This window comes from Mucilaginibacter gotjawali (assembly GCF_002355435.1).
GTDB lineage: Bacteria > Bacteroidota > Bacteroidia > Sphingobacteriales > Sphingobacteriaceae > Mucilaginibacter > Mucilaginibacter gotjawali.
Genome location: NZ_AP017313.1, coordinates 4,421,214 through 4,438,118, shown reverse-complemented (window position 1 = coordinate 4,438,118; position 16,905 = coordinate 4,421,214). Strand labels below are relative to the sequence as shown.

General features: G+C 43.5%; 15 protein-coding genes and 1 pseudogene. 6 read left to right on the top strand and 10 right to left on the bottom strand.

Annotated elements, in window-relative coordinates; genetic code table 11:
• Positions 1-55: 55 nt before the first annotated feature.
• The 9 genes from MgSA37_RS19530 to MgSA37_RS19490 form a co-directional block, all read right to left on the bottom strand.
• Entirely contained in the window at positions 56-769 is a 714-nt protein-coding gene (locus MgSA37_RS19530) for a LytR/AlgR family response regulator transcription factor (protein WP_232010688.1), read from the bottom strand.
• Positions 766-1,812 carry a sensor histidine kinase gene (locus MgSA37_RS19525; RefSeq protein WP_096354286.1) on the bottom strand — a complete coding sequence of 349 codons (1,047 nt, stop codon included), beginning with the start codon at positions 1,810-1,812 and terminating at the stop codon, positions 766-768. The genes MgSA37_RS19530 and MgSA37_RS19525 overlap by 4 nt, the downstream gene beginning before the upstream one ends.
• Positions 1,813-2,055: 243 nt before the next feature.
• On the bottom strand, positions 2,056-2,688 hold the full coding sequence (locus MgSA37_RS19520; RefSeq protein ID WP_096354285.1) for an HAD family hydrolase: 633 nt from the start codon (positions 2,686-2,688) through the stop codon (positions 2,056-2,058).
• A gap of 30 nt (positions 2,689-2,718) precedes the next feature.
• On the bottom strand, positions 2,719-3,180 hold the full coding sequence (locus tag MgSA37_RS19515; protein WP_096354283.1) for a GNAT family N-acetyltransferase: 462 nt from the start codon (positions 3,178-3,180) through the stop codon (positions 2,719-2,721).
• 142 nt (positions 3,181-3,322) lie between these two features.
• Complete coding sequence (locus tag MgSA37_RS19510; protein WP_096354282.1) at positions 3,323-4,537, bottom strand: ROK family transcriptional regulator; 1,215 nt, start codon at positions 4,535-4,537, stop codon at positions 3,323-3,325.
• A 207-nt stretch (positions 4,538-4,744) separates the two neighbouring features.
• Positions 4,745-5,233 (bottom strand): hypothetical protein, encoded by a 489-nt coding sequence (locus MgSA37_RS19505; RefSeq protein WP_096354280.1) that lies wholly within the window; start codon positions 5,231-5,233, stop codon positions 4,745-4,747.
• A gap of 24 nt (positions 5,234-5,257) precedes the next feature.
• Complete coding sequence (locus MgSA37_RS19500; RefSeq protein ID WP_096354278.1) at positions 5,258-5,728, bottom strand: hypothetical protein; 471 nt, start codon at positions 5,726-5,728, stop codon at positions 5,258-5,260.
• Between the two features lie 680 nt (positions 5,729-6,408).
• The gene (locus tag MgSA37_RS19495; protein WP_096354277.1) at positions 6,409-8,811 is read right to left on the bottom strand and encodes a glycoside hydrolase family 3 N-terminal domain-containing protein; all 2,403 of its coding nucleotides are present in this window, start codon (positions 8,809-8,811) and stop codon (positions 6,409-6,411) included.
• Between the two features lie 501 nt (positions 8,812-9,312).
• A complete protein-coding gene (locus MgSA37_RS19490) occupies positions 9,313-9,885 on the bottom strand; it encodes a YceI family protein (protein WP_096354275.1) in 573 nt (190 codons plus the stop codon).
• Between the two features lie 210 nt (positions 9,886-10,095).
• Between MgSA37_RS19490 and MgSA37_RS19485 the strand changes: the two genes are divergently transcribed.
• The gene (locus MgSA37_RS19485) at positions 10,096-11,094 is read left to right on the top strand and encodes an aldo/keto reductase (protein ID WP_096357609.1); all 999 of its coding nucleotides are present in this window, start codon (positions 10,096-10,098) and stop codon (positions 11,092-11,094) included.
• Between the two features lie 265 nt (positions 11,095-11,359).
• Positions 11,360-11,617, top strand: a complete 258-nt coding sequence (locus MgSA37_RS19480; protein ID WP_096354273.1) for a hypothetical protein — start codon at positions 11,360-11,362, stop codon at positions 11,615-11,617.
• A 38-nt stretch (positions 11,618-11,655) separates the two neighbouring features.
• Here MgSA37_RS19480 and MgSA37_RS19475 read toward each other — a convergent pair whose 3' ends face one another.
• Positions 11,656-12,477: an alpha/beta fold hydrolase gene (locus tag MgSA37_RS19475; protein WP_096354272.1), complete on the bottom strand. Its 822-nt coding sequence runs from the start codon at positions 12,475-12,477 to the stop codon at positions 11,656-11,658.
• Between the two features lie 76 nt (positions 12,478-12,553).
• On the opposite strand from MgSA37_RS19475, the gene MgSA37_RS19470 reads away from it, so the two are divergent.
• The 4 genes and pseudogenes from MgSA37_RS19470 to argH all read left to right on the top strand — a co-directional run bounded on the left by MgSA37_RS19470 (position 12,554) and on the right by argH (position 16,872).
• Positions 12,554-13,846 carry an MFS transporter gene (locus MgSA37_RS19470; protein ID WP_096354270.1) on the top strand — a complete coding sequence of 431 codons (1,293 nt, stop codon included), beginning with the start codon at positions 12,554-12,556 and terminating at the stop codon, positions 13,844-13,846.
• Between the two features lie 145 nt (positions 13,847-13,991).
• Positions 13,992-15,056 (top strand): M20 family metallo-hydrolase, encoded by a 1,065-nt coding sequence (locus MgSA37_RS19465; RefSeq protein ID WP_096354269.1) that lies wholly within the window; start codon positions 13,992-13,994, stop codon positions 15,054-15,056.
• Positions 15,057-15,170: 114 nt separating this feature from the next.
• Positions 15,171-15,491 (top strand): annotated as a pseudogene (locus MgSA37_RS29795) (four helix bundle protein); the annotation flags it as partial.
• Positions 15,492-15,534: 43 nt separating this feature from the next.
• Positions 15,535-16,872 (top strand): argininosuccinate lyase, encoded by a 1,338-nt coding sequence (gene argH, locus MgSA37_RS19455; RefSeq protein ID WP_096354267.1) that lies wholly within the window; start codon positions 15,535-15,537, stop codon positions 16,870-16,872.
• The last annotated feature ends 33 nt before the right edge of the window (positions 16,873-16,905 follow it).

Sequence of the window (16,905 nt, the reverse complement as noted above, 5' to 3'; positions counted from 1 at the left end):
GAAATAAATGAGATAAATGGGGCCTATTTGCAGACGAACGCCATAAATTCCGGCATTATGCAGTTTCTTTTCCGATCATTTTATGGATCACATCGCGGTAATTGTCGCTCAACGGTAATTCGGAATTGGCGGTCTTTATTTTTCCGCGCCTTATTTGCTGTACAAAATCAATATTAACAATGTATGATTTATGGATCCTGAAAAATAGTTCTGCCGGGAGTTGCAATTCAAGTGCCTTAATGCTTGTGCGGGATAAAAGAGGCTTCGGTTGGTTAACCAGGTTTATTTTTACATAATCCTTCAAGCCCTCTACATATTCAATATCGCTGAAATTGATCTTCACCAGGTTGTAATCCGAATGTACAAAAATATAGGGTCGTTTAACAGGCACCTGTTCTACCGATTTTCTGTTCAATTCAAACAACATATAGGCTTTTTGGCATGCTTTTAAAAAACGCTCCAATGGTACAGGTTTAACCAGGTAGTCAATTACATCCAGTTCAAACCCGTCGATGGCAAATTTTTCATAAGCGGTAACAAAAATGATCATGGGCTTTTTTACGAGGCTTTTTACCAGCTGCAGGCCATTGAACCCAGGCATCTGGATATCACAAAACAAAAGGTCGACCGCTTCATTTTGTAAAAATAATATCGCCTCGCCTGCAGTGCGGCAACGGCCGGCAACCTGCAGATAGTTAACGTGTTTTAAATTATCTTCCAGCAGGTCAAGTGCAAGGGTTTCATCATCAACTAGCAGGCATCTCATCATTTCAATTGTATTTGCAGTTCAACACTATAGATATTTCTGTTTTTATGAATAGCCAGGCTGTGTTTGCCGGGGTAAAGCAACTCAAGCCGCCTTTTTACATTAGGTAATCCTATCCCGTGGGCTTCATCCTTATTGGGTTCTGTCGGGTTAAAAGCATTTTGTACGCTGAAAGCCAGTATTTTATTATCCGATTTTAAACGAATATCAATTACCGGGACGGCAACATCTCCTATACCATGTTTAAAGGCATTTTCAACAAACGGGATCAGCAGCATGGGCTCAATGGTTTTTTCGGGTTCGCCAATGTCAAAATGCACGTTTACCTTAACCTGGTCCTGGAACCGCAGTTTTTGCAATTCGATATAACTGTTCAGGTAGTCCGCTTTGCTGACCAATGTTACCTTCTCTTCATCGCTTACATACAACATATAACGCAGCAATTTTGAAAGCTGTATCAGGGTAGGCTCAACCAGCGCCGGGTTCAGCCGCGAAAGCGCTACTACACTATTAATAACATTGAAAATAAAGTGCGGGCTGATTTGCGAACGCAGGAAAGCAAGTTCGGACACCAGCGCTTCATTAACAATTTCCCTCTCTTTACTAATCGTTCTGAACTGATCTGCCAGGTAGCGGTAAGCAAAACCAGCAGCAGTAATAGCGATCAACGGCAAAAGATTAAACCTCAGGAAAAAAGGCGGCTTTGGCGGGATGCCATGCTCATCAGGAAACCTGTGAAACGGCATCTCCGGTTGCAACTGAATAATGATGAAATCTATCGTAACGAACGCAATAAGCAGCAAAATAAAATACAGCAGGATTTTTTTATGCTGATTTAAAACTACAGGGATCAGGAAGAAAGCATTCAGGTAAAACTGAACAGCCAGGAAAGCATTGTTAACGACCAAATGCCAGGGCGAAAACCAAAAGTGATGTGATGAACCGCCGAACGGCCCTGACAGATATGGGATAAGCGTAATAAACGCCCAAAACAGGAGGTGTATAAGTACTTCAATAACTACAGCCGGTTTTAAACGTTTCAACATATCAACTAAAGTAGCCAATTACCGCATGGTAGTTTTAAATAATAGACCAGGCAGGCATTTGTGCCGATAACCGGGGTAATTATCGCTATAAATTTGCTGGGAGAACGCCTGTAAAGGATTTTTGCCTGTCAGTTTAACAATATTTAACTTTTTTGAGTTAAATGAAGGAACCCTTCGATTAAAAACCATCGATCAGGCGGCTGATTTTATTTTTTGAAACAGGAGGGGAGCCTTAACATTAAGTTAAAGGCCCATAAAATATTCGGTCAATGATTTAAAATCATCAAATTTCAGATTATAATCATCAGTTTTCCCGAAGCCATAGCTCACAAAAACAAAGGGAATCCCTGCCAGGCGGCTTTGCTGACCATCGCCTTCAGTGTCGCCAATATAAACCGGATTTTTTAGCCCGTGCATGTCTGAAAGTAGTTTAATGTTATGGCTTTTGGGCATAAAGTTTACGCCGTGGGCCAGTTCGTCCTTAATATGCTCATCAATACCCGCCCAGTCAATAAATAAACGGATGATGCCTTTAGCACAATTGCTCAAGATAAACAGGTCGTATTTTTCGCTTAGTTGTTTCAGGCCTTCTTTTACACCATCATATAAGGCTCCGCCACGTTGGGGAAGTATTACTTTGCGTTTCTCGTTCACCAGGTTATAGATCATCCGGCGTTTTTCATCGTCAAAATCAGGCATGATGATACCGATAACCTTCCGGCCTTCCATGCCCACCATTTTGGCCAACTCTTCGCGTTCAACTACGATGTCAATACCCAGTTCTTCAAAAACTAAATTCCACGAAGCGGCATAAGTGTCCACGGCGTCCCAAAGGGTGCCGTCCATATCGAAGATCAGGCTGTCAGGTTTTTGCATTTATTCTGTTTGTTTTTTTTTTGATAATATTTATTGCTTGTTTACTTCTATCTTATAAGTCAAATACCCGGTTTCAGGTTCCTGTTTCTTAAAACCAATGGCCTCGTAAAGGCTTTGGGCGGCATAGTTATCCACGGCTGTTTCCAGTTTTAGGTACACTGCATTCTCACCCGCTGCAAAATCCATAGCGGTTTTTATGAGGGCTTCGCCGACGCCTTGTTTGCGGTAAGCGGCATCAACATAAAGATCATTCAGCAGCCAGTTTTTTATCGCCCTTACGGATGAAATTAAGGGATATAGTTGTGTAAAACCTGCGGGCGAACCATCGTTATCAAAAGCCACGAAAATTACAGACTCCTTATTTTCAAGACGTTCCCTGATGAATTTTTCGGCAAGTGGAATGTCCGATGGTTGCTTATAAAATACCCGGTATTTATCAAACAGGCCGGTTACCAGTTGGTATTCAGATAGGGTTATTCTTTTAATTTGCATAAATTATTGAGGAATAGACACTAATGTTTTAAGTCCATGGTCGATAGTCCATGGACCATGGTAATTTGGGGTCAAATTTAAGAGTTATAGGCTTTGCCTGCCGATTGATTCTGCCATGCACTTGGTCCATCTACTATGGTCCTCAACCTGCCACCAGTTGGCTTTTTACTTCCTTGTCAAAATTCTCCATCACCAGTACCGCAGCGCCTATGAGCTCAGCGTCGAAACCAAGTTCAGAAATTAACAGTTCAGTGCCGCGCGAAAGCCGTGGAATACAATATTTATGCAAAGCCTGCTGAATAGGCGCCAGTAATATTTTACCAACCTTAGCGCCATGGCCGCTTAATACAATGGCCTGCGGGTTCATGATATGGATGAGTATGGCCAGCGCTTTGCCGATTTTATAGCCCGCATCCGAAAAAAGCTCAATGGCAAACTGGTCGCCGTTTAAAGCGGCTTCCATGATGGCATCGCCCATTTGCTTTGAATGTGCCTCATCAATTTGCTTTAAACTGGTTATCCTGCCTTGCTGTATGCCTTCTATCGCTTTTTTTGATACCACCAGCATCGATGCTTCAGCTTCAAGGCAGCCGCGTTTGCCGCAGGTGCAAAGCGCTCCATCTTCGGATATGGGGATGTGACTGAACTCACCCGCAAAGCCGTTTCTGCCCCTGAAGATCTCGCCGTTAACGATCATCCCCAAACCAATGCCCCAGCCCAGGTTAATCACCATTACTTCTTTTTGCGACCTGGCTATCCCGAATTTTTGTTCGGCCAAAGCAATCAGGCTGGAATCGTTATCGATATAAGCCGGCAAACCTGTTTCGTCGGAAAGGTATTGGTTTAAGGTTTTATCACCTGCATCAAGATAAGTATAGTTGATGCCTTTTATAGGGTTTATAAAACCAGGCATCCCAATGCCTATGCCTGCGATCTTTTCTTTCGGGATCCCGGAGTGTGCAAGATAATTGTTGATTTTTTCAACCAGTAAATCAAGCGCCTGCTCGTTATGCAAAAGTTTCAGGTCGAACATTTCCATGTCTGCAACGGGATGGTTGAGCAGGTCGACCAGTTGAATGCGCGTTGACAGTTGGTCCATGGCTATGGAAAGGATATACATGGCGCTGGCATTGATGGCATACATTAATGGCCGCCGCCCGCCGCTTGATGGGGCATATCCCTGCTCAATTACAAAACCTTCTTCAATCAATTCATTAACCGCTTTGGCTATGGAGGGGATGCTTTTGTCAAACAATTCACTCAATTCGGCACATGACATAGCCTTATCAAAATAAAGGCATTTGATGATCATGTTTTTTAAATGAGTGCTTTTTACACTTTTCGGTTTTATTTCCATTTAAAAAAGGGGTTTATTGCCTGCTTCCCGGCATAGCGGCAATAGATTAATTTATCGCCTAAAATTAGCAATAAAGTAATGAATATCAAGGGTGGAATAGGTGAGTTGTTGATTAAGTTGATTAAGTGAGTTGTTGATTAAGTTTAAAAGGTGAAGTCGGAAAGCCTAAAATCAATTACCTGATTTAACTCAATTACCCTAATCAACTTAATAAATCCACTTCCCTTCCAGCTTCGCATCTTTTTCAAGGATGCGGTAAAGCTCATTGTCATCACTTAGGGCTTTGCTATAATCGCGCCCGGGGCTTTTATTAACAAAACTATCCGCCTTTCGTTTTATCAGGATGATATTCAAATTTTCCCTTGACGGTTTGATACCCCTCAACTCGTTGGAATATTTAGGGATCACAAATGCAAGCGTATCACCTTTCGCCGCGTGGATATGATAAATTCCGTTGTTGTCGGTTTTCGCAGTTTCAGCAGTGCATATATTAGTTACCATAACACCCTGTACATTTTCAAGGTTCATCCCAATAACGCGGCCGGTTATTGCAAAAGGCGGGTTAATTTTTACTTTGATAACTTTTGGATCCTTATACACAATATAATGCTCTATCGGCGTATCAATAATCTCCTGGCAAAAAGCAGCTTTGGAAAGTAGCGCCAGCAAGGCAAATATGGGCAGGTATTTTCTCATTTTATTTCAATTTCGTAAAGGTGATCAATACTTCCATTTCTCTTCAGTTTTCGCATCTTTATTCAAGATCCGGTAAAGCTCATTATCTTCTCTTTTTGCTTTATTGTATTCGCCTGTTGAATAGCCTGGTGGCAAACTATCCGTTTTTCTTTTGATCATAACCAGGTTCAGGTTTTCTTTTTGGGATCGAACCCTGAGTGTATCATTCGAGTATTTTGAAATATTAAACACGAGCGTATCGCCGGTGGCGGCGGTGATGCGAAAAATACCATTTACATCAGTGCTTACATTTTCGGAAGTGCGTTTATTAGTAACGCTAACCCCCTGCACAAATTCGAGGTTCATGCCGATCACGCGCCCTTTTACCGGGTATGTTTTATAAACTATAGGGGTAAGGTCATGCACTATGGGGGTATCGATGATCTCTTGCGCCACGGCCGACCGGGATAAGAATGAAAAAATAAAAAAGGATAAAAGAGCAATTTTATTGATCATAAGTTTAGTGTATAAAGGGTTGTTTTGGAGGTTTGCCCGGCCCCGAAACGGTATAAATTTAGGCTATAATTATGAATATGTTCACCCCGAAAATAAAGAAATTGGCGAAAAATGCTGGTTTCTGCTACCCTAAATGCGTTTTGGGTAGCAGGAAAAAATCATTTCCGAAGGCAAAACGCGTTTTGGGTACCACATTTCGGGGGCATTCCGAAGGCAAAACGCATTTTGGGTACCAGATTTTAGGGTGATTCCGAAGGCAAAACGTGTTTTGGTTACCAAAGGAAATCGGGCTTGTTTTTTGCTAAAATGCTATTTATCAGTCAGATGTAAAAAAATGGAAAAAGAACTTGTTTGAATTTTGGTTTTGACCAGATCCGGGAGATTTATAAAAGAAACTGAACCAGAGGATTGACCTATTATGACTTGGTGACTATCACAAATATACAAAAATAGGAAGAGAACGGCAAGGCGCTAAATACCACTTAATGTTATTTACAGAGACCTTCTTATATCGCTTTTGGTTCCAAAGAAAACGCAGGTAGAGACGTGATGCATCACGTCTCTACGCCTGATAGGTTAAACCACCTATAGCCGTTCAGCTTTCACCTTTCAACCATTTTTACTTCCGCAATCGGCATTCCGCCTTGCGAATTCTTCAACTAATCTCTAATCTCCAGTCTCTAATCTCTCCCCACTACCTCAAACTCCTGCTTCAGTTTGATATCCTCCGATGAGCTCCCGATCATCACCATAAATCTCCCCGGTTCAACGGTCCAGTTCATGTTTTTATCAAGGATGGCCAGGTCATCGGGGTGCAGGGTGAAGTGCACCGTCTTCTTTTCGCCGGGGGCCAGGGGCACGCGGTCAAAGCCGCGCAGGTCGTAATCATAAACGGTTACGCTGCTGTATTCCTGTTTCAGGTACAATTCCACCACATCATCGCCGGCGCGTTGCCCGGTATTGGTAACATCAACGCTTACTTCAACATCGCCCTGCTGGTTTTCTTTTTGGGGCGATACCTGCAAGTTGCTGTAAGCAAATGTGGTATAACTTAAACCGTAGCCAAAAGGATATAAGGCGCCGTTAACGCTGGTATTTCCCCAGCTGTTTTTGCCGCCCTGCGGGTCCTGGCTGCCGGGTTTAAAGGGGAAGTTGAATTCTATCTGCCCGACAGTTTTCGGGAAAGTAATCGGCAGTTTTCCGCCCGGGTTATTGTCGCCAAAAAGCGTTTCAGCAATTACCCGCCCGCTTTCCGGTCCGGGGAACCAGGCTTCCAGTATGGCCGGTACATATTTGTTTTCCCAGTTAACGGTAAGCGGCTGCCCGTTTATCATCACCATTACCACCGGTTTACCGGTAGCCTGCAAGGCCTGGATAAGTTTTAGCTGCCTGCCGGGCAAGTTCAGGCCTGTACGCGATAAACTTTCGCCAACACGGTCAACGTCTTCACCCACAACTGCAATAACAACGTCGGCTTGTTTCGCGGCAGCCACGGCCGAATCAATTGAGGCTTGCTCCGGCGCGGTCAATGGCGTTTCAATAATTTCACTTTCGGGCCAGGTAGCGTCGATAATATTACAGCCTTTGGCATAGTTTACCACCACGCCGGTGCCAACGTAATTTTTTACTCCATCCAGCACACTGGTTACGGGATTATGTGACGGTCCGTACCTGCTGATCGCGTAATTGGTTTCCGTAGCCAACGGACCGGTCACCAAAATATTTTTTATGGCTGATTTATTTAACGGCAGCAAATTATTTTCATTCTTTAACAACACCATCGACTCCCGGTTCATTTTTAAACTCATGGCGGTCCCGTCTTCGTTATGCACCAGTTTATTTGCTGCTTTGGTATCTTCCACATAAGGATGGTCAAACAAGCCCAGCTTAAATTTCACCCTAAGCACATCACCCACCCGCGAATCGAGCGTTTTCATAGCTATTTTGCCTTCTTTATAAAGGTTTCGCAGCGGCATAATATAGGTTTGCGGCATGGTAAAATTTGTACGCACATTCAGCCCCGCTTCAAAAGCCTGCCTTACCGCTTCTTCGGGGCTATCAGCCACATGATGTTTGCTGTACAGGTATTCAACCGCTTCGCTGTCCGAAACCACGTAGCCGTTAAAGCCAAATTTCTGGCGCAGCAGCTCCGTCAGGAAAAAATAGCTACCGGTAACGGGTTCGCCGTTCCAGTCGTTATAACTGCTCATTACCCCCAGCGGGTGCGCTTCCTGGATCACCCTGCGAAAAGGATATAGAAACATTTCGTACAATTCCCTTGGCGCCACGTGCGGGTCGGTGCGGTCGGCGCCATCGCGGCCGCCCTTCGGTACGCTGTACACCGCAAAATGTTTTAAGGTAGATGCCACGCCTTCTTCCTGCACGCCCAAACACATTTGTTTGCCCATTTCGGCTATTAAAAAAGGATTTTCGCCATAGGTTTCCACCACCCGGCCCCAGCGCTGGTCGCGCGAAACATCCAGTATCGGCGTATAAATATTGGTATAGCCCAGCGCTTTTGCTTCGCGACCAACTACCTGGCCGGCATGGCGCACCAGCTCCTTATCCCATGTACTGCCGATGCCGATAGGGGCAGGCAGGGGTGTAGCCCTGTCGTGGTTGAGCCCGTGAATCCCTTCGTTGGTGAAGTCAACCGGGATGCCCATCCGGGTTTCCTCCACAAACCATTTTTGGATGGTATTAATGGCCGCCGCATGTTTGCTGTAAGGGTAGGAGTATTGCGTTGGCGCGGCATCGGTATGCGAGGTTAAGTTATTCAGCTCTTCATCGATATTGGCAATGCCGTCCTTCCAAACTTCATTTTTCCAGGATGGTGTGGGCATTTCCTCTTTCAAAACACGCTTATAGCCGTAAAGTGTAGCCAGCTGGCAGGTTTTTTCGGCCATGGTCATCTGGCTCAGCAGGTCGGCCACACGCACATCAATAGGCTGCGAAGGATCTTCAAACACATCCATTTTGCCATTTTTATTAAAGTCGATCCAGCCTTTATGGTAAATACTTTTTTCCTGGGCGTGGGTTTTAGTAGTAATCAGCAGAAGCAGTAGCAGGGATAGTTTTTTCATGGAAGGCTGGAATTGGCTCTCCCAAATATAGAAAAGTACGGATAAGCTTTTTGTAAAATGTTTGATTGGGTTTGCGGAGAAGCGCACTTTTGGCTAAAGCCAATTGTCACTCTCTTTTTAACCCGTCCCATAAATGGGACGGCAATGAATTAAAAAAATAATTCATTGCCGTTGGCTTCAGCCAACGGGATAAAAGATAGTAAATAAAGGCTTTAGCCAAAATTGTACAGGCAATAGCTAATTGACAGGCAACAATTATACCCCTTGCGACAATTTCTATCGAATAGCCAAAACGCGGTCAAATCCTAAAATCCTCTAATCCTACGAACGGCGCAGCCTTCCTGAGTTCCATTGAAAAAAGATTGCTAACGAAAAATCCCAGTTCAGACAAAAAAAAACGCCCCGGAAATCCGGAGCGTTTTTCAAATATTTTTCATCAATGACGATTGATTTTTTAATGGAATATTGAACGTAATCAACCCAATCCAACTAATCAACCAATTACTGCTTAGCAAATTCGCCGTTAGCATTGATAATAACATCAGTGCTTAGCATTGCGTTAGGAGCGTTGGGGGCTATGCCAAAATCAGTACGGTTGATGGTGCCGGTTAATTTAAAGCCTGCGTCATCTTTTTTGGTCATTGGGTTGGTGATGGTGCCGCGGTACCAAAGATCCAATGTTACCGGTTTTGTTACGCCATGTAAAGTAAGGTTTCCGCTTAATTTATAGTGGTTTGCAGATACAGTGCTTACGCCTGTGCTGGCAAATGTAATGATTGGGTATTTGGCAACATCAAAATAGCCGGCGCTGCGTAAGTCCTTGTCACGATAATCAACGTCTGTATTTACTGAAGCCGCGTTTACAGTCAATGCGAATTTGGCATCGCTGAAATCTGGTTTTGAAGCGGTAATAGTACAGGTAAAATCTGTAAAGATGCCATCTACATCAGATACCGATAAGTGGGTAATGGTAAAACCCAGTTTCGAGTGCATTTTGTCGTTTGTCCAGGTGGTTTGTGCAAAAGCTGCTGTGTTCAACAAAGCAACTGCAAATAAAATAATAGCTTTTTTCATTATTGTTTTTTTTGATATGATTCTTTAATAAGTTTAATTCTTTGTCACAAACATACTACAATACTTTCTCTAATAAAAAATAAATGTTCAAACATATAATTTTTGACAATTGTGTGATTTGCCGGTCCCGGTTCAGGTAAAAGTCATATTACAATGTTACAGTTTATATCGTATGCGCCAGCCTTATATTTGATGAAAATCAATCTATTTATGAAATACAGGGAATTAGGAAAAACAGGCGAAAAGCTTTCGGCCATAGGTTTGGGCTGCATGGGAATGAACCATGGTTACGGTACTTTTGATGATGATGAATCCATAGCTACTTTAAACCTCGCCCTTGACCTTGGGATTAACTTTTGGGATACTGCCGATATTTACGCCAATGGTAAAAACGAAGAGCTGGTGGCCAAAGTGCTGGCGCACAATCGTGGCAATGTTTTTATCGCTACCAAATTTGGTTTCAGGCAACAGGATGCGAACAGTTACCCTGGCGCGCCGGGCTCGTATTTTGACGGCTCGCCGGTATACCTTAAAGCAGCTGTTGAAAAAAGCCTGAAACGCTTAAATATCGATACCATAGATCTTTATTATGCGCACCGTATTGACCCCAATGTACCGGTTGAAGACATGGTTGGCGCCATGGCCGATTTGGTGAAAGAAGGAAAGGTGCGCTATTTGGGCTTGTCTGAAGCCTCGGCGGTATCTATCCGCAAGGCGTACGCGGTGCATCCAATCGCTGCTTTGCAGAGTGAATTTTCGTTATTAACCCGCGATGTGGAAGCAGAAATACTGCCTGTTTGCCGGGAGCTCGGTATTTCATTGGTTCCCTTCAGCCCGCTTTCGCGCGGGTTAATCACCAATGCCCTTAAAATTGATGAACTGGGTGGCAATGATTTCCGCAAAACCTTGCCGCGTTTCAGTGATGCCTACAAAGATAATAATGAGCACCTGGCAGAAGCTTTTGCGGCACTTGCCTCACAAAAAAACTGTACTGCTGCTCAACTGGCGCTGGCCTGGGTTTTGGCGCAAGGCGATGATATTATCCCTATCCCCGGCACCAAAAGAAGAAAATATCTGCGCGAAAACGCTGCAGCTGTTGACGTTGAACTTACAGCCGCAGACCTTAAAGACATACAGACGGTTATCAATAAATATCCCGATACAGGCATGCGCTATGCCGAAGGTGCAATGAAAATGGTGAATAATTAGTTTTAGTTGAAATAAGTTATAGGGGTTTAAAGGTTGTAAAGGTTGAAATAAGTTGTAGCAAGTTAAAAAAGGTTATAAATTACAACCCTTACAACCCTTACAACCCTTACAACCCTTACAACCCTTACAACCCTTACAGCCCTTACAGCCCTTACAACCCTTACAACTAAATACCGTTAAAACACCCCGTAAATACCGTTAAAATACTCCCCGATTACAATTGCAGGGCCATTTTTATTGTTTTAAATTTGAGCATCCTGATCCTATGGAAACATTTGAAGTAAACATACAGAACGAATCATTTAAAGTCTCAAAGAATACTCCCGGTAATTCTTTCAGCGTTTTTAATCACGCAACTTTTCATGTTATTAAGAAAAATGATTTTGGCGTTTGGCGCGCTATCCAGCACCGTTTCGGAAAAGAAAATATCCCTATTGACGAGATTGGCGATGCGATTGACAGCTATTATGACATGATTGCCGGAAGATCGTCCGGGTTTTCCGATAAAGCAAAATTGTTATAACCGGCGTAATGGCCTTTTAAATGACCAATTAAGGCTGTTTAAAAATGTTTTTTGCTGAAAAACGCATTCACTTTTTGGTTGAAATCATCCGCATGCTCAATTAACGTTGGGTGGCCGGAATTAGGGACGACCCATAAATACGCTTTAGGGATATTTTTGTAAATAAGGTAAGTATGCTCAACCGGGATCAGGTCATGGTCGCCGCAAATGATCAGCGAAGGGCATGTCACCTGTTTCATTGCCGAAAGCGGAATGTTGGGTTGCTGATAGTCGAGCAAAAATATTTTCCAGTCGTTTTTTTCCTTGTCGGTGCTCCATTTTTTATTTCGCTGTTCGGCATACTGTTTTTCCATATCCTTCCACAGCGAGGGGATCAGCGCCGTGGAATCCGGCCATAAATTTGCACCTGTTGAAGCAAGTTTAATCACCCTATCCGGGTGCCGCATGGCTAATACCAGCGCATTGATGCCACCATCGCTCCAGCCAATCACATAAGTTTTTTTGATGTGCATGGCATCCAGCAAAGCGTCAAAATCATCCGCCATCATTTCAAAACTCAAGGAATCTTTCCGATCGACAGATTTACCATGGGCACGGCTGTCAACCGCAATCACCATATATTCTTTGTCGAAATATGGAATGGTTTTACTAAATGCAGCAATACTGCCGCCATTGCCGTGGATCAATAATACCGGCTTGCCTTTGCCATAAACCTCGCAATACATTTTTATGCCCCTGATGTTATAGTATTTACCTGCAGCGGGGTTGTTGCCGTAGGGGATGGATTTTGTTTGGCTAAAACAATGAGCAGCAATTAGCTGAACAAAAGATAAAGTGATAAATAAAAGTTTCCTGTTCATGGCCGGCTAAATTATCATTGAGTTTATTTTGTTCGAAGTAATAAATATATATCTTTAAAAACCAATTTTAAATTTAATGCCTGATAAAACTGAAAATTCAACCCAAATAACTGTCCACCGCATCCGGTCCATTGTTGGCGGTTCGCTCGGCAACCTGGTTGAATGGTACGACTGGTATGTTTATTCGGCATTTACGCTCTATTTTTCAGGCGCTTTTTTCCCATCCGACAACCAAACCGTTCAATTGTTAAATACGGCAGGTATTTTCGCTATCGGTTTTTTAATGCGCCCCATAGGCGGCTGGCTGATGGGGTCGTACGCCGACAAAAAAGGCCGAAAAGCCGCCTTAACCCTGTCCGTACTGTTAATGAGCGTTGGTTCGCTGATGATAGCAGTAGTGCCCGGCTATAAACAGATCGGCGTTGCAGCCCCTTTAATTTTAGTTATTGCGCGAATTATCCAGGGCTTGAGCGTTGGCGGCGAATATGGCACCAGCGCTACCTACCTCAGCGAAATGGCCACCAAAAAGCACCGCGGGTTTTATTCCAGTTTTCAATACGTAACGCTAATTATGGGGCAGTTGATCGCGCTTGGCGTATTGGTTTTGTTGCAGCGCGTATTTTTGAGTCCTGCACAATTGCACCAATGGGGCTGGCGCATCCCTTTTGGCATTGGCGCCGTGCTGGCGGTAACCGTAATGTATTTGCGGCGAAGTATGCAGGAGACAGTGGTTTTGGATGATGACAAAAAAAATAACACCCGCGGTACCCTAAAGTCGCTGATGCAGCATCCGCGCGCAGTTTTTACCGTTATTGGGCTTACCATTGGCGGCACTGTTGCTTTTTACACGTTTACCACTTACATGCAGAAGTTTTTGGTAAATACTTCAGGTTTCTCAAAAAACAGCGCTACCCTTATTTCGGCATTAACCCTTGGCGTTTTCATGTTGCTGCAGCCGGTTTTTGGCTTACTGTCGGATAAGATCGGTCGCAAACCTTTGCTGATCGGTTTTGGTATTCTTGGCGCTTTAACCACTTACCCCATCATGAGTACCTTAAGTACCACTAAAGATTTTTGGCCGGCCTTTGCGTTGATCATGTGTGCGCTGGTAATTGTAAGCGGTTATACTTCTATTAACGCAGTGGTAAAAGCCGAACTCTTCCCGGTCAATGTGCGGGCGCTGGGTGTTGGATTTCCCTATGCCATAGCGGTATCTCTTTTTGGCGGCTCAGCAGAGTACATCGCCCTTGATTTTAAAGATAACCATCACCAGGAATGGTTTTACTGGTATGTTACCATTTGTATTGTACTGTCGCTGGTGTTGTATATCACCATGAATGATACCCGCAAGTATTCAAAAATAGAGTAGGAGTTGTTGGAAAGTTGGAATGTTGAAAGGTTGTAATGTTATTGCAATCAGTTATCAATAAACGTCGTTATTCAACGTTCCAACCTTACAACTTTTCAACCTTACAACATTCCTCCACCAAAAACCTTATTTTTGCCCCACATTTATGACTGAACTAAAAACATTGGCCGAACAGGCGGTAAGCCTGCTCCAGCAATTGATTTCAACGCCATCATTCAGCCGGGAGGAAGATAAGACAGCTGCCTTGATAGAAAAGCTTTTGCAGGATAAAGGGATTAAAACCAATCGGAAGCTCAATAATATCTGGGTATGGAACAAGCATTTCGATCCTGTTAAACCAACTATTCTGCTCAATTCGCATCATGATACGGTAAAACCAAATCCCGGCTATACGCGCGATCCGTTCGAGGCGAAAATTGAAGATGGTAAACTTTATGGCCTGGGTAGCAATGATGCAGGCGGCTGTTTGGTTTCGCTGATCTCGGTATTCCTGTATTTTTATAACAAAGAGAATCTTAAATATAATTTTTGCCTGGCTGCTACTGCTGAGGAAGAGGTATCGGGTATTCATGGCCTGGAATTTATCCTGCCGGAATTAGGAAAACTTGATTTTGCTATAGTGGGAGAGCCTACCCAAATGCAGCTTGCTGTTGCCGAACGCGGACTGATGGTTTTGGATTGCGTTGCCCATGGCAAGGCCGGCCACGCCGCCCGCGAAGAAGGTGAAAATGCCATTTACAAAGCATTAACAGATATTGAATGGTTCCGGAACTATCGTTTTCCGAAAGAATCAGAGGCTTTCGGGCCGGTAAAAATGTCGGTGACTATTATCAATGCAGGTTCGCAGCATAATGTAGTTCCGGTAACCTGTACTTTTACGGTGGATGTAAGGGTACCTGAAACCTATCGTAACGAAGAAGTTTTGCAGGTCATTAAACAGCATGTTAGTTGTGATGTTACCCCGCGTTCGTTAAGGCTCAAATCTTCAAAAATTGATAAAAGCCACCCTATTGTACAGGCGGGCATTGCCCTGGGTAGAACAACCTATGGTTCGCCCACTACATCCGACCAGGCGCTGCTGGATATCCCATCCCTGAAAATTGGTCCCGGAGATTCCGCACGATCACATATGGCGGATGAGTTTGTTTACGTAGATGAAATTGGAGAAGGGATTGAATTGTATATCAAAATGCTGGAACAGATAATCTGATTTACGAATTACGATTTACGAATTACGATTTTTTGGTTGTTCATTTATTTTAGATTATGTTTAGCTATAAAAAAACCTGTAGCCATGACAAAATAAGAACTTAAACAAAGAACTAAGAATTATTCGTTAGCAAATGCAAGATTAGTACTTAGCCTTCCGTACAATATCGTCAACAAAAATTATGCTGATCAATTAAACAGAAGTGCAAGCTCTACAGGAGCAAATTACCGGGCCGCATGCAGAGCGAAATCAAAAAATGATTTTATAAACAAATTAAAGATAGTTGAAGAGGAATTGGACGAAACACTGTTCTTTTTAGAACTGTTGATTGAATTAAATCCTCAGATAAAAGAAAAAATCGATCCGATTTATAAGGAAGGAAACGAACTTCTTTCTATTATTGTTGCCGCGTTAAATACCTTACGCGGAAATTGATCTTACGAATTCGTAATTCGTAAATCGTAAATCGTAAATTAAAATGGCTAAAATCTGGCAAAAGTCCGTCACCGTTAATGAACTTGTAGAAAATTTCACTGTTGGTCGAGACCGCGAGTTTGACCTGCAAATGGCGGCTTTTGATGTGCTGGGCTCATTGGCGCATACCCAAATGCTGGAAAGTATTGGTCTGATGAGTGGTGACGACCTGCAATTGGTTCAAAAGGAATTAAAAAACATTTATAAGGATATAGAGGCGGGTGAATTTACGATTCAGCCCGAGGTAGAGGATGTACATTCGCAGGTTGAAATGCTGCTTACCCAACGCATCGGCGATGCCGGCAAAAAGATCCATAGCGGCCGTTCACGTAACGACCAGGTGCTGGTCGACCTGAAACTATTCTTCCGGCACGAATTACAACAGGTAGTTGAAGAAACCGAAACTCTGTTCCGCCAGCTCATCGAACTAAGTGAAAAATATAAAGATGTTTTGCTGCCTGGCTATACCCATTTGCAGGTGGCGATGCCATCTTCGTTCGGCCTTTGGTTCGGCGCTTATGCCGAAAGCCTGGCCGATGACCTGGAAATGGTTTTAGCTGCCTGGAAGATCACCAATAAAAATCCATTAGGCTCGGCTGCGGGTTATGGTTCATCTTTTCCGCTTAACCGCACTTTAACCACTAAATTATTAGGTTTTGAAAGCCTGAACTATAACGTTGTTTACGCCCAGATGGGCCGGGGAAAAACAGAGCGGGTAATTGCCCAGGCATTATCATCCATAGCAGCCACATTGGCTAAAATGGCAATGGATCAGGCGCTGTATTTAAGCCAGAACTTTGCCTTTGTAAGTTACCCGGATACCTTAACAACCGGCAGCAGTATTATGCCGCATAAAAAGAACCCGGACGTTTGGGAAATTATGCGCGGCAAATGCAACCGCCTGCAGGCACTGCCCAATGATGTGGCCATGATGACCACCAACCTGCCATCGGGTTATCATCGTGAACTGCAACTATTAAAAGAACTGCTGTTCCCGGCGTTTACCGATCTGAAGAATTGCCTGCACATGGCCACTTTTATGTTGCAAAACATCAGCGTAAATAAAGATATATTGAACGACCCCAAATACGCCTACCTCTTCAGCGTGGAGGAAGTAAACCGGATGGTATTAAGCGGCACCCCATTCCGTGATGCCTATAAACAGGTTGGCTATGCTATTGAAAAAGGAGAATTTAATCCGGATAAACAAGTAAACCATACCCACGAGGGCAGTATTGGCAATTTAGGCAATGATCAAATTACTGCCGGAATGGACAGTGTTTTGAAAAATTTTGATTTTGCGAAGGTAGAAGCAGCAATTCAAAACTTAGTACAGCGTTAATTAAGTTAACGGGCAATAAACATTTGTTTTTAA

Coding starts and splice junctions, on each gene's coding strand:
- MgSA37_RS19530 (WP_232010688.1), bottom strand. CDS start 769: ATGATGAGATGCCTGCTAGTTGATGATGAAACCCTTGCACTTGACCTG.
- MgSA37_RS19525 (WP_096354286.1), bottom strand. CDS start 1,812: ATGTTGAAACGTTTAAAACCGGCTGTAGTTATTGAAGTACTTATACAC.
- MgSA37_RS19520 (WP_096354285.1), bottom strand. CDS start 2,688: ATGCAAAAACCTGACAGCCTGATCTTCGATATGGACGGCACCCTTTGG.
- MgSA37_RS19515 (WP_096354283.1), bottom strand. CDS start 3,180: ATGCAAATTAAAAGAATAACCCTATCTGAATACCAACTGGTAACCGGC.
- MgSA37_RS19510 (WP_096354282.1), bottom strand. CDS start 4,537: ATGGAAATAAAACCGAAAAGTGTAAAAAGCACTCATTTAAAAAACATG.
- MgSA37_RS19505 (WP_096354280.1), bottom strand. CDS start 5,233: ATGAGAAAATACCTGCCCATATTTGCCTTGCTGGCGCTACTTTCCAAA.
- MgSA37_RS19500 (WP_096354278.1), bottom strand. CDS start 5,728: ATGATCAATAAAATTGCTCTTTTATCCTTTTTTATTTTTTCATTCTTA.
- MgSA37_RS19495 (WP_096354277.1), bottom strand. CDS start 8,811: ATGAAAAAACTATCCCTGCTACTGCTTCTGCTGATTACTACTAAAACC.
- MgSA37_RS19490 (WP_096354275.1), bottom strand. CDS start 9,885: ATGAAAAAAGCTATTATTTTATTTGCAGTTGCTTTGTTGAACACAGCA.
- MgSA37_RS19485 (WP_096357609.1), top strand. CDS start 10,096: ATGAAATACAGGGAATTAGGAAAAACAGGCGAAAAGCTTTCGGCCATA.
- MgSA37_RS19480 (WP_096354273.1), top strand. CDS start 11,360: ATGGAAACATTTGAAGTAAACATACAGAACGAATCATTTAAAGTCTCA.
- MgSA37_RS19475 (WP_096354272.1), bottom strand. CDS start 12,477: ATGAACAGGAAACTTTTATTTATCACTTTATCTTTTGTTCAGCTAATT.
- MgSA37_RS19470 (WP_096354270.1), top strand. CDS start 12,554: ATGCCTGATAAAACTGAAAATTCAACCCAAATAACTGTCCACCGCATC.
- MgSA37_RS19465 (WP_096354269.1), top strand. CDS start 13,992: ATGACTGAACTAAAAACATTGGCCGAACAGGCGGTAAGCCTGCTCCAG.
- argH (WP_096354267.1), top strand. CDS start 15,535: ATGGCTAAAATCTGGCAAAAGTCCGTCACCGTTAATGAACTTGTAGAA.